The organism is Modestobacter sp. VKM Ac-2979, from assembly GCF_026967995.1.
In the GTDB taxonomy this organism is placed as follows: domain Bacteria; phylum Actinomycetota; class Actinomycetes; order Mycobacteriales; family Geodermatophilaceae; genus Modestobacter.
In genome coordinates, this window is the sequence record NZ_JAPVBO010000006.1 from 269037 (window position 1) to 281406 (window position 12370).

The 12370-nt window shown below is 76.2% G+C and carries 10 protein-coding genes; 7 read left to right on the forward strand and 3 right to left on the reverse strand.

Annotated elements, in window-relative coordinates; genetic code table 11:
* Positions 1 to 180: 180 nt before the first annotated feature.
* Positions 181 to 1374: an acyltransferase family protein gene (locus tag O2W15_RS18520; protein ID WP_269180451.1), complete on the reverse strand. Its 1194-nt coding sequence runs from the start codon at positions 1372 to 1374 to the stop codon at positions 181 to 183.
* A gap of 198 nt (positions 1375 to 1572) precedes the next feature.
* Here O2W15_RS18520 and O2W15_RS18525 point away from each other — a divergent pair, with 198 nt between their 5' ends.
* Genes O2W15_RS18525 through O2W15_RS18545 form a run of 5 tightly spaced genes read left to right on the forward strand, consistent with a single transcriptional unit; the run spans position 1573 to position 7309 of the window.
* On the forward strand, positions 1573 to 3069 hold the full coding sequence (locus tag O2W15_RS18525; RefSeq protein WP_269180452.1) for a hypothetical protein: 1497 nt from the start codon (positions 1573 to 1575) through the stop codon (positions 3067 to 3069).
* 2 nt (positions 3070 to 3071) lie between these two features.
* On the forward strand, positions 3072 to 4409 hold the full coding sequence (locus O2W15_RS18530; RefSeq protein WP_269180453.1) for a hypothetical protein: 1338 nt from the start codon (positions 3072 to 3074) through the stop codon (positions 4407 to 4409).
* Positions 4406 to 5728, forward strand: coding sequence for an oligosaccharide repeat unit polymerase (locus O2W15_RS18535; protein ID WP_269180454.1), 1323 nt, complete (start codon positions 4406 to 4408; stop codon positions 5726 to 5728). Before O2W15_RS18530 ends, O2W15_RS18535 begins: the two co-directional genes overlap by 4 nt.
* Positions 5725 to 6813, forward strand: a complete 1089-nt coding sequence (locus O2W15_RS18540) for a glycosyltransferase family 4 protein (protein ID WP_269180455.1) — start codon at positions 5725 to 5727, stop codon at positions 6811 to 6813. The genes O2W15_RS18535 and O2W15_RS18540 overlap by 4 nt, the downstream gene beginning before the upstream one ends.
* A complete protein-coding gene (locus tag O2W15_RS18545) occupies positions 6803 to 7309 on the forward strand; it encodes a hypothetical protein (RefSeq protein ID WP_269180456.1) in 507 nt (168 codons plus the stop codon). The genes O2W15_RS18540 and O2W15_RS18545 overlap by 11 nt, the downstream gene beginning before the upstream one ends.
* 9 nt (positions 7310 to 7318) lie before the next feature.
* On the opposite strand, the gene O2W15_RS18550 is transcribed toward O2W15_RS18545, so the two are convergent.
* Both O2W15_RS18550 and O2W15_RS18555 read right to left on the reverse strand, forming a co-directional pair.
* Positions 7319 to 8578 carry a glycosyl hydrolase family 28-related protein gene (locus O2W15_RS18550; protein WP_269180457.1) on the reverse strand — a complete coding sequence of 420 codons (1260 nt, stop codon included), beginning with the start codon at positions 8576 to 8578 and terminating at the stop codon, positions 7319 to 7321.
* Positions 8575 to 9684: a glycosyltransferase gene (locus tag O2W15_RS18555; RefSeq protein ID WP_269180458.1), complete on the reverse strand. Its 1110-nt coding sequence runs from the start codon at positions 9682 to 9684 to the stop codon at positions 8575 to 8577. Before O2W15_RS18555 ends, O2W15_RS18550 begins: the two co-directional genes overlap by 4 nt.
* Positions 9685 to 10035: 351 nt before the next feature.
* Here O2W15_RS18555 and O2W15_RS18560 point away from each other — a divergent pair, with 351 nt between their 5' ends.
* Both O2W15_RS18560 and O2W15_RS18565 read left to right on the forward strand, forming a co-directional pair.
* Positions 10036 to 11538: a sugar transferase gene (locus O2W15_RS18560; protein WP_269180459.1), complete on the forward strand. Its 1503-nt coding sequence runs from the start codon at positions 10036 to 10038 to the stop codon at positions 11536 to 11538.
* Between the two features lie 73 nt (positions 11539 to 11611).
* On the forward strand, positions 11612 to 12370 hold the full coding sequence (locus tag O2W15_RS18565; protein WP_269180460.1) for a 3'(2'),5'-bisphosphate nucleotidase CysQ: 759 nt from the start codon (positions 11612 to 11614) through the stop codon (positions 12368 to 12370).

Below are 12370 nucleotides of genomic sequence, written 5' to 3' on the forward strand. Positions count from 1 at the left end.
CAATCTGCCCGTGCCGCGGACTGCCACCAACTGTTGGCTCGGCCGGGCAGGCCGAGGTCGTTCTCATCGTTATCGGTTTGGATGGTGTGCGCCTGCTGCCGCACAGTCGACTCTCCTCCACGAGTTCGTTGTCAAGAGCGGTCCGGCGAGTCGCCGTAAGGTCGGTTTTCACTAATGAGATCAAGGCCGCGTCTGCCGTGCTGCCCGGGGGCGGGCAACGCACCCTAGGTCTGAATGGCATCCGTCGGGCGGGAGGGACGAGGTGGCCCCCGGTGATGTGCCGGCGATGCGGGCGCATGCCAGGCCAGTGAAAGGTGTTGTGCGCCTCGACCAGTTCCTCAGTGGCCGGGGCAGGTCGAACAGCCAGTTCGCCCAGGGCCGGTCGGCCGTGAACGTGGCCACGGCGAACGGGATGCCGACGCCGGCCAGGACCGCCAGCGTGGCGATGACGTAGGGCTGGTCGATCCCGAGCCGCACGAGCACGATCCGGACCCCGGCCACCACCAGCACGTGCGCCAGGTAGATCGGCAGGGTGCGGCGGCCGATCGCGGCCAGCAGGTCGCGGAGCGGTGGCACCCGGGTCAGCAGTACCGAGACGGCGAGCAGCGCGACCGTGCCGGCGACCGCGGCGCCGAGGCTCAGCGCCCGCTCGGCCAGGCCGACCTCGGCCGGCAGCGTCGACGGCACGACGTCGGCCTGCAGCAGCAGCCCCAGCGAGGCGGCGCCGAGCAGCCCGACCGCCGTCCAGGCCCAGACCGGGCCCTGCATCCACGTGCCCAGCCGGGTCAGCCCGACCATGGACCCGGCCGCGGCGAACGCCAGCAGCGAGAGCCCGGTGAGCCCGAACAGGGTCGGGTTCCAGCCCCAGGTGAGCAGGCTCGCCAGCACCAGCCCGCCGCCGCCCAGCAGCCGGCGGGCCGGGCCCTGCCACGGTTGCAGCACCGCCAGCACCACCGCCGTCACGATCAGGAACGGCAGGAACCACAGGTGGGCGAACGGCTCCCACACCCGCCAGATCGCCCCGGCGTCCCGCGGCACGTTCTTGACCTCGTTGGTCGCCAGCTCGGCGAGGCTCTGCACCAGGAACCAGAGCAGGTACAGGTAGAGCATCAGCGTGGCCCGCTCGCGGACGTAGCCGGCCGCCCCGCGGCTGGTCACCGCGCGCGGGACGAACAGCCCGAGCAGGAAAGCCAGGGCCGGCATCCGGAACAGGTACAGCGCCGAGTTGACCGCCTCGAGAGGGTGGTCGGCCGGGATCAGGCCCGCGTTCAGCATGCCGTCGATGGAGTGGTTGGCCGCGACGCCGATGATCGCCACGGCCCGCGCGACGTCGATCGCCGCCACCCGCTGCGGGCGCGTGGGGACCTCGGTCACGCGGCAGAGCCTAGGTGTCGATCTTCCCGTGTCCACCTGGGGTGTGAAGGCGTCTTCGCAGGTCAGCGGCCCGTTCCCTGCTGTCCACCCGGCGTTCACCCGGAGGGATGAGTGGCACCAGCGCAGTTGGCCGAGCCCTATCATCTGGACGCTGTTGCGGGCGGACTCCGCCGATGGCACGAGGGAGGACGCACGCGCATGAGCAGCTCGACAGGCCGGCCGGCCGGCACCAACCCGGGAGGCGGGGCGCCTGAGGACGCCACCCGGGCCGACACCTGGCCGGGGCCGGCCGCACCGCTGGCCTGGCTGGCGCGGCTGGCACTCGTCGGCGCCCTGCTCGGCGGGCTGCTCGGCCTGCTGGTCGGGCTCGCCGCCGAGGAGGAGGTCACCGCCTCGGCCACCTTCGAGGTCGTCCCCGACGCCCAGGCGCTCAGCGGCCCGCTGCCGACCACCGCCCAGACCGGCACCGACGACTCCTTGGTCGCTGGCCAGCTCGAGGCGCTGGACGCGCTCCGGCTGGGCCAGGAGGAGCAGACGGACGACGCGGTCACCGTCTCCGTCGCACAGGTCGGCACCTCCGACGTCCTGCGGGTCAGCGCCACCGCCCCCACCGCCGAGCAGGCCGTCCAGGCCGTGACGACGCTGCTCGACGGCTACGTCACCGCCCGCCAGGAGGCCGCCGGGACGGCGGTGACCGCTGCGCTGGACGCGGTGCAGCAGCGGCTGGACGCCCTCGGCGAGCCGGGCGCGGTGAACAGCCCGGTGGCCCAGGAGGTCGAGCGGCTGCTCGCCGAGCAGAGCCAGCTGACCGGCGCCGCCACCCGGGTGCCCGACCTGGTGCCGGTGCTGCGCGCCCCGACCGTCGACGAGCAGACCGGCGCACCCGCCGCGCTGCTGTCCACCGTGCTGGGCGCCGTGCTCGGTGCCGTGCTGCTGCTGGCCGCCGGTGCGGTGTGGCGGGCGACGTCGAACCGGCTGTTCGACGCCCGGCTGCTCGTGGCGGCCGGCGTGCCCGTGCTGCTGCCGCGGCTGCCGGCCGGGCGGGTGCGCGGCCGCAGCCCGCAGGTGCCCACCCAGCTGCCCCGGGCCGATGCCCTCTCGGCGGCCCGGCTGCTCGTGCCGCAGGTGCTCGACGTCAGCGCCGGTGCCCGCCGCCTCGTGGTGGTCGGTGCCGACGAGCGCGCCGGCGCCGCGGAGGTCGCCTGGGAGCTGGCCTGGGCGATCTCCTCCACCGGCGCCCCCGTGCTCCTGGTGACCACCGCGGCGCACGCGCACAGCGCCCGCCCGCCCGCGTCGGCGGAGATCCCCGGCGAGCAGGCGCACACGCCGCTGCTGACCGTCCTCGCCGTCCCGCCGCACGACGGCGACGCGGCGCTCGCCGCGACGGTCGCCCGGCACACCGCCGCCGGCCGGCACGTGCTGCTGCACGCCCCGGCGCTCACCTCCGGCGCCCGGTTCGACGAGACCGCCCGGCACGCCGAGCAGGCCGTCGTCGTCGTGGGGGAGGGGGTCACCTCGCTGGAGGACGCACTGGCCGCCGTCCGCGACGTGACGTCGTCCGGCCCGGCGCTGCGCGGCGTCGTCGTCACCACCACCGGGCGGCACCTGGGGCGCGACCGGCCCCAGCCGTCGCCCTCGCGGGCTGCGGAGGAGACGACGTCCCCTCGGCAGGAGCCCGTCGCCAGCGAGGCCTGACCGTGGCGGTCCAGGCGGGGGAGCAGACCCAGGAGGTCCGCCGGAGCTTCGGCCTGCGCATGGTCGTGGCCGTGCTCGGGCTGGTCGGCACGTTCCTGACGTCGGTGCTGGCGGTCCGCACCCTCGACGACCGCGCGGCCACCGGCTTCCTGGCCGTGCTCGGTGCCCTGATGCTCGGGCCGATGGTCGGCCGGCTGGGCCTCGGCCAGCACGCCATCCGGGCGATCGCCGCGGCCTCCTCCCCGGCCGAGGTGGCTGCCCAGGTGCTCGCCCACCTGCGGGCGGTCGCGCTGCTCAGCGTGGTCACCGCACCGGCGGTCGCCTGGGTCGCCACCGCCGTCGTCCGCGACGACCGCGCGCTGGTGGTCGCGCTGGTCGCCGGGCTGATCGTGCTGGAGACCGTCCGGCTCACCGTCAGCGACGTCTACGCCGCGGTCGGCCGGATCCGCTGGTCGGTCGCGGCCACCCACCACAGCCGGTCGGTGCTCGCCCTGCTCGCCATGGGCGTCGTCGTCTGGGTCCAGGGCGGCCGGACGACGCTGGTCACGCTGCTGACCGTCTACGCCGCGACCTCCCTCGCGCTGCTGGCGGCCGTGCTGCTCCGGCTGCCGCTGCGGGCCCGGGTGCGGGGCGCCCGCTGGTGGTCGCCGATGGCCGCCGCCGTCGCCGGCGGGGCCTGGCTGTTCACCGTCGAGCTCGGCGCCTTCCTGGTCGGCCGCGGCGATGTCTGGCTGGCCGGCTGGGCCTTCCCCGGCGACCAGGCGCTGCTCTACTCGACCGCCAGCGTGCTGGCCATGCAGGTGACGGTGCTCGAGGGGCTGGCCAACATCGCGATCACCCCGGTGGCCGCGCGGCTGGAGGCCGAGGGGCGCCGCGACCGGGTGCTGGGCCTGCTGTCGGCCGCGGCCACCGTGTCGACCGCGGTCACCGTGCTGCTGGTCGCCGCCACCTGGCTGCTCGCCCCGCAGGTGCTGCGCATCTACGGGGAGGGCCTGGACGACGCCGCCCCCTACCTCGCCGTGCTGGCCACCGGCGGCCTGGGCATGGCGGTCTGCGGCTCCTGCGCGGTGCTGCTCGTCGTCACCGGCCACGGCCGCGCCGCCGCCCGCGCCGTCGGGCTGGCGCTCCTGGTGGTCGTGCCCGCCGCCGTCCTCGCCGCCCAGCTGGGCGGTCCGCTCGCGCTGGCCCTCACCAGCGCCACGGCGACCGTGGTGCTCTTCGGCTCCTACGCGGTCGCCTGCCGCCGGGCCTTCGGGACGGCGCCGCTGCCCGGGCTGCAGCTGCGCCGCAGCCTGCGACTGCTGGCCGGCCGCGAACCGGACGGCGGAGGAGCCCGATGAGCACCCGGATCACCGCCGTCCGGCCGCGGACGGCGGACCTCGGCGGCCGGCCCGGCGGCGTGTGGTGGCTCTCGCCGGTGGCGCTGATCGGACTGGTCGCGCTGCCCACCACCTGGCTGAGCCTGGCCATCGCCGACGAGCGCTACCGGGCGCTGTGGGGCACCCCGAAGGCGATCGACCTGGAGTGGACGCTGTGGTTCACCGCCGGCCTGCTGCTGTTCCTGGGCGGCGCGCTGCTGCCGGGGCTGCGCGGCGTCCGCCGGGTGCCGGGCTGGCCGGGGCTGTCGGCCGGCGACCTGCGCCTCCTGGAGCGCGCGGCCACGGTGCTGTTCTGGCTGACGATGGTCGGCTACCTCGCCTACGGCATCAACGCCGTCCGGGTGGGCCTGGACCCGGTGGTGCTGGTGACCGCGCTGATCGACCAGGAGCTCTACGGCCTGGGCATCCGCGAGCAGCTGGGCACCGTGCCCGGGCTGACCACGATGACCCAGTTCGGCGTCGCCTTCGTCGTGCTGACCGGTGTGCTGCTGCTGGCGCAGGGGCGCCGGCCGCGGTACCTGCGGCGGCTGGCCGTGGTCGCCTTCCTCGCCCTGCTGCGGGCCTTCTTCGTCACCGAGCGCCTCGCCCTGCTCGAGCTGCTCGTGCCGCTGCTGGTGCTGGTGGTCGCCGGGATGTCCCGGACCTCCCGGGGCACCCGGCGCGCGGCGTTCCTGCCCGCGGTGCTGCTGCCGGTGGTGGTGGTCGTCTTCGCCGCCTTCGAGTACTCGCGCAGCTGGGTGTTCTACGCGGCGCAGGGCGGCCAGTCCTTCCCCGTCTTCGTGGTGGAGCGCTTCGCCGGCTACTACGTCACCGCCTACAACAACGGCGCCATCCGGCTGCTGCACCAGGAGCCGGCCGGGCTGCCCTACGACCTGTGGTCGGCGTTCTGGACGGCGCCGGGCATCGGCAGCCTCAACCTGTTCCGGTCGCTCACCGGCGTCGACCCCGAGCCGGCCTACACGCTGGCGCTCGGCCAGTTCGGCAACCCCGAGTTCAACAACTACGGCGGCGTGGCCAGCCCGTTCGTCGACCTCGGGATCGCCGGCGGGCTGCTGTTCTTCCTCGGCGCTGGGCTGCTCACCGGCGCCCTGCATCGCGCCCTGCGTGAGGGCCGGATCTGGGGCCTGCTGCTCTATCCGCTGTTCGTGCTGACCATGCTCGAGCTGCCGCGCTACTTCTACCTCGGCCAGGGCCGGGCCACCCCCGGGCTGGTCGCCCTGGTCGTGGTGGCGCTGCTGGTCAACCGCGCCCGACGACGCCGTACCGGAGCCGTGCTGTGACGCCCCGACCGCTGCGCTACCTGCTGATCGGCACGCACGTCCCGCCCTCGGGCCAGGGCGGCGGCATGGTGCGCTACGTGGTGCAGCTGGCCCGGGGGCTGGCCGCCCGCGACGACGTCGAGCTGCACGTGCTGGCCGGCGCCGGTGCGCAAAGCGCCTTCACCCACCTGGTGGACGCCGACCGGGTGCACACCCTGCCCGGCCGTGGCCCGCTGGTCTCCGCCGTCGAGCGGCTGGCCGGCGCGCGGGTCGGCGGCCCGATGGACGTCGTGCACGGCACCAAGCACCTGCTGCCCCGCGGGGTGCCCGGCGTCGGCGTGCTGACCGTGCACGACATGCTCGCGCTGGACCGGCCGCACGACTTCGGCCGGGCCAAGCGCTGGCTGGTGCGCCCGCCGTACCTCGCCTCGCTGCGGGCCGCCGACGCGCTGGTGTGCGTCAGCGCCGCCACCCGGGAGCGGCTGGTCAGCTACCTGCCGTCCACGGCCCCGCGGACCTCGGTGGTGCACCACCCCGACGGCTCCTCGCTCACCGACGTCGTCCCGGAGCTCGTGCCCGAACTGGTCGGCCGGCCGTTCGCGCTGGTCGTGGGCGACCCCTCACCGCGGAAGAACGTCGGCCTGGTCGTCGACGCCTGGGCGCAGGTGCGCGCCGCCGTCCCCGACGCGGTGCTGGTGGTGGTCGGCCCGGACAGCTGGGGGCCCAGCGACCGCGGCCGGGCGTTCGCCGAGCTGGCCGCCGACGGCGCGGTCGTCGCGATGGGCCACGTCCCCGACGGCCGGCTGCGCTGGCTCTACGAGCACGCCCGCGTGGTGCTGTGCCCCAGCCTGGCCGAGGGCTTCGGCCTGCCCGCCGCGGAGGGGCTGGCGCTGGGCGCACCGGTGCTGACCTCGGAGGACCCGGCGCTGGCCGAGGCCTCCCCGGTCGGGGCGCAGCGGCTGCCCGGCCGCCGTCCCGAGGTGTGGGCCGCCGCGCTGGTGGAGCACCTGGGCCGGACCCGGCCGCCGGTGCTGCTCCGGCCAGCCCGCCGCGGGTGGGACGACGTCGTCGAGGAGACCCTGGAGGCGGTCCGCCGTGCCCGCTGACGTCCGCGCCGTCCTCTCCACCCCGGTGTTCGGCGAGGTGCTGGGCGTGCTGCACGTCGCCGGCCCCGCCGAGCTGGCCACGGCCCGGGCGACCGCCGCCGCGCAGACCGCCGCCGGCTGGCGCACCGGCGTGCTCGAACCCGCCGCGCTGCCGGAGGCGGCGCTGGACGACGTCGACGTGGTGGTGCTCTGGGGCCGGCGCGCCGCCGCCGGTCGGGACGTGGTCGCCGGCCGCCGGGCGACCGTCGTCGTCCTCGGGGCCCGGGACGTGCGCGCCGTGCTGAGCTCACCGCTGCGCTGGGCCCGGGAGCTGCGCCGGACGCCGCGCACCAACCTGCTGCTGGTGCCCGCCGGCCTGGCCGAGCGCTACACCCGGTGGGGTCCGCCGGTGCCGCTGGCGCACCGCCCCGAGGGGCTGCCGGAGCCGGACGCCGTCACCGTGCTGTCGGCCTGGACGGCGCGGGCCCACGCGTTCGGCGCGCGGCCGGCCGGCTGAGCCGGTCGCTCACCAGCCGCGCTTCTCGGGGACAGGGGAGCCGTCGTCCCGGACGCCGATCAGCCGCACCGCCGAGGGCACGTTCGTGTAGAACGGCCGCGGCGGGCCACTGGTGAGCGAGATCCCGGAGAGGGTGACCCGCTGGACGCCCGCACCCGGGTCGGCCAGCACCCCGAGGTCCCAGCTGGCGCCGGCCCGGGTGCCGCTGACCGCCAGGTCGCGGATCGTGACGTCCGCGGTCGTGGTGCCGCTGTTGCCGGCGTAGACCAGCACCGCGCCGTGGTCCTTGGCCGGGTTGGTGTTGGCGCCGGTCACCGTGCCGCGAGTGACCCGCACCCGGCGCGAGGGGAACGTGTAGTACGGGTCGCCCTCACTGCCGACGTAGACCGCGGCGGCGTCGGTGTCCCGGATCGCCACGTCGGTGTACGTGATGTCGTCCCCGCCGACGACGGAGATGCCCCGGCCCCACGTCGTCCCGTTCACCGTCGGCGAGGTGATCTGCACCCGCGCGCACGGCACCCCGTCGGCCCGGTAGGAGACGACGGCGACCCCGTCGTCCCCGGTGCCGGTGGTGACGGGGGAGACGACCCGGCCGTCGTGCGCGCCGCCGGTGACGTGCACGCCGTCGGCGCGGCTGCCGTCGACCGTCACCCGGTCCAGCAGGAACCCGCCGGAGCCGTTGCCGACGTAGAAGCCGGCCGCCGCCGCACCGCGGACGTGCACGTCGCGCAGCACCACGCCGTCGGCGGAGACCCGGACCTTCATCTGCTCGTAGGCGTGGAAGCGCTGAGTGGAGGTCCGGAGGGCGAAGGTGACCCCCTCGACCACCACCCGGTCGGCGTCGACGTGGAAGGCCGACCGGGTCTCCTGGGTGGCGGTGACGGTGGCGCCCTTGCCGGTGACCGTGAGACCGGGGGTGCGCACCCGGAGGACGTCGGAGTGCAGGTAGGTCGCGCCCGCCCGCAGCCGCAAGGTGCTCCCGGTGGGCACGCTGTCCAGCGCTCTCTGCAGCGCGGCGGTGTCGTCGCGGACGCCGTCGCCCACGGCGCCGAACCGCTCGACCGCGACCACCTGCCGCGCAGCACCGGCCGGCACGACGGCCTCCGCGGCGCCGGGACCGGTGGCGGCTGCCGTGGGCGTGGTCCCGGGCGGCACCGTCGACCCCGGGAGCCCGACGGCACACAGCGCCAGCAGCGCGCTCGCCAGCACCGCCCGGGACACCAGGCGCCGTGCGCGCCCGCTGGGGGCCGGGCCCACGCGCGTGCTCATCGGGCCCCGGCCAGGCGGAGCAGGTGCTCGGCGACGGCGGCCTGCGAGGTGGCCGCCGCGAACCGGGTGGTCGCGACCGCCCGGCCCACCTCGGCCTCCTGGGCGGCCGCGGCCGGGTCGAGCAGCCGGGCGGTCAGCGCGGCGGCGAACGCCTCGACGTCGAACGCCGGGACCGCCGCACCCGCGTCGCCGAGGGACTCCCCGATGCCGGCGACGTCGAAGGCGACCACGCTGCGCTGACCGGCCATCGCCTCCATCGCCACCAGCGGCAGCCCGGCCTCCCAGCGGGAGGGGACGGCGACGACGTCGGCGGCGGCGTACCACTCGGGCAGCCGCTCCCCGGGGGCGAAGCGGACCGAGTCGTCGGCCCGGGCGCGCAGCGCGGTCTCGTCCGGGCCGGTGCCGACGAGCACCAGCCGGGCGTCCGGCACGGCCCGTCGCACGCCCGGCCAGGCCGCGAGCAGCATGTCCTGGCCCTTCTGCCGGGCCAGCCGCCCGACGCAGACCACGGTGGGCGCCGCCGTGAGCCCGAGGGCGGCGCGGGCGGTCTCCCGGTCCTGCGGGGCCCACACCTCGGGCTCGACGCCGTTGGGCGCCACCACCGCCGGCCCGGTCAGGCCCGCGGCCCGCCCGGTCGCCAGCTCGGCCGCGCTGACGCAGAGGGTCAGGTGGGTCCAGCGCTGGGCGAACCGCTCCCACCCCCGGGAGGCGGTCTGCACCGGCCCGGTGACCGCCTCGAACGACCAGGCGTGCGGCTGGAACACCGTGGGCCGCCGGCCCCGGACCGCCAGTCGCCCGGCCAGCCCCGCCTTGGCGCTGTGCAGGTGCACCACCTGGGGCTCCGCGGCCGCCACGACCCGGCGCAGCGCCGCCGCCTCGCCGGGCACCGACGGGCCGGGCGAGCGGGTCGCCCGCCACGGCAGCAGCCGGGCACCGGCCGCGCGGACCGTGTCGGCCAGCCAGCCCTCGCCCGGGCAGGCCACCAGGACCTCCCAGCCGCGGCGGCGCTGGTCGGCGACCAGCCCGGCCACGACCCGGGCCACCCCCGCCTCGACCGGCTGGCTGACGTGCAGGACGCGCAGCGTCGGGTTCTCGGGTCCGCCCACGGGTCGAGCATGCGGCACCGGCAGCGGCCTCGACGAGGGACACCACGAGCGTCCAGATGGTGACCGATCTCACGAGGATGACACCAGGTGGACGGCAGCTGACGGCGGTATGGACCCTCCTGCGCGCCGTCACCCTCCGCACCGGGGGAGCGACGTCCGGTCCTCATCGGTGTGGTCGACTCCACGGCGGCCGATCGTGGTCCGCTCGTGGTCCCGGAGCGGGGCTAGGCGACCGGAGCGGGCCGACCATAGGTTCGCCCGGGTCGGTCGGGGCGAGCTGTTCCCCGGCGGACCGGCGGCGACCAGGCGTCGCACGTGACCACCGATCGACCGACGTACGGGAGCCGGACCTTGTCGCTGCTGGAAGCCCCCGAAGAGAAGGTCCTGCCGCGGACGGACGTCGTCGCCCGCCGGCGCTTCTGGTCCGCGGCGCGCCTCCGCGGCGAGGGCACCGCGGCTCGCCGGGCCTGGCGGAAGACCTACGTGCGCCGGATCCTGCTGGGCGACGCCCTCGTCGCCGTGCTCGCCGCCCTGGTCGGCCGGCTGCTGCCCGAGCAGGGGCCGCTCGCCGCGCACCACGCCCCCTGGCCGGTCATCGTCCTGCCGCTGGTCTGGGTGGCCGCGATGGTGGTCGGCCGCAGCTACGAGGAGCGCTTCCTCTGGGTCGGCCCCGAGGAGTTCCGCCGGGTCTTCTTCGCCGCGGCCCTGCTGCTGGCCTCCGTCGGCACCGTCTCCTGGGCGTTCAAGCTCGAGGTCGCCCGCAGCTTCGTCGTGGTCGCGCTGCCGCTGGCCACCGTGCTGACCCTGCTGCAGCGCTACGCCCAGCGCGCCTGGCTGCACCGGCAACGTGCGCACGGCCGGTACCAGCAGACCGCGATCCTGGTCGGCCACCGCAACGGCGCCGCGGAGCTGCACGCCCAGCTGGTCCGCCAGGCCCAGCACGGCCTCCGGGTGATCGGCGTCTGCCTGCCGACGGCCCCGCCCGCCGGGACCGTCTTCGACGGGCTGCCGGTGCTGGGCGGCTTCGCCGACATCGCCGACGTCGTCCGCAAGTACGAGGTCGACACCGTCGCCGTGCTGCCCTCGCCCGAGCTGGACGGCGCCGCGCTGCGCCGCCTCGGGTGGGACCTGGAGACGACGGAGGCCGAGCTGCTGCTCGCCCCGGCGGTGACCGAGTTCGCCGGCCCGCGGGTGGGCATCCGGCCGGTCAACGGCCTGCCGCTGCTGCACCTGGAGCGGCCGGAGTTCCGCGGTCTGCGGCGGGTCACCAAGGACGTCTTCGACCGGTCGGTCGCGCTGGCCGCCGTCGTGGTGCTGCTCCCGGTGCTGCTGCTGCTGGGCCTGGCGGTCAAGACCACGAGCCGGGGCCCGGTGTTCTTCCGGCACGAGCGGATCGGCCGCGCCGGCGAGCCGTTCCGCGTCCTGAAGTTCCGCAGCATGGTGGACGACGCCGACCGGCACATCGAGGCGCTGATGGCGCAGAACGAGGGCAACGTCGTCCAGTTCAAGATGAGGCGCGATCCGCGGGTCACCCGGGTGGGCGCCGTCATGCGGCGCTGGTCGCTGGACGAGCTCCCGCAGCTGCTCAACGTCGTCGGCGGCACCATGTCGCTGGTCGGCCCGCGGCCGCACGTGACCCGCGAGGTCGAGCAGTACGGCTTCGACATGCGGCGCCGTCTGCTCGTGAAGCCCGGGATCACCGGCCTGTGGCAGGTCAGCGGCCGGTCCGACCTGTCCTGGGACGACTCGGTGCGGATCGACGTCCGCTACGTGGAGAACTGGTCGCTCGCCCTGGACCTGATGATCCTGGGCAAGACCCTGGGTGCGGTGTTCCGCGGCTCCGGGGCCTACTGACCAGACCCTCACGGCGACGCCGCGGTGCGGGGTCGGAGGATGGCACCCACCCTCCTCCGGACGGAGACCGACGTTGACCGGCACCGATCACGACCTCGCCCGCACGCTGGCCACCCGGGCCGGCGAGCTGCTGCTCACCGTGCGCAGCCGGGACTTCGCCGACGCCGCGGCGCGCAAGGCCGCCGGCGACGGCGAGTCCCACCGCTGGCTGGCCGAGCAGCTGGGCGCGCTGCGACCGGGGGACGCCGTGCTCTCCGAGGAGGCCGCCGACGACCCCGCCCGGCTCACCGCCGACCGGGTCTGGATCGTCGACCCGCTCGACGGCACCCGGGAGTTCTCCGAGCTGGAGCGCACCGACTGGGCGGTGCACGTCGCGCTCTGGGAGCGGGGCGAGCTCGTCGCCGGTGCCGTCGCGCTGCCGGCCGAGGGCACGACCCTGGGCACCTCCGCCGTCGAGCCGCCGCCGGCCCGCCCGGACGGTCCGCTGCGCCTGGCGGTGAGCCGCAGCCGGCCGCCGGCCCTGGTCGCCGACCTCGTCGCGCAGCTCGCGGCCGAGCCGGTGGCCATGGGCTCGGCCGGGGTCAAGGCGATGTCCGTCGTCCGCGGGGCGACCGACGCCTACGTGCACGGCGGCGGCCAGTACGAGTGGGACTCCGCCGCGCCCGTCGCGGTGGCCCGGGTTGCCGGGCTGCACACCAGCCGGCTCGACGGCTCCCCGCTCCGCTACAACCGGCCCGACCCCTACCTGCCCGACCTGCTCATCTGCCGCCCCGAGTTCGCCGACCAACTGCTCGCGGCCCTGGCCGACGCGGCGGGAGGCGACCGGAGCTGA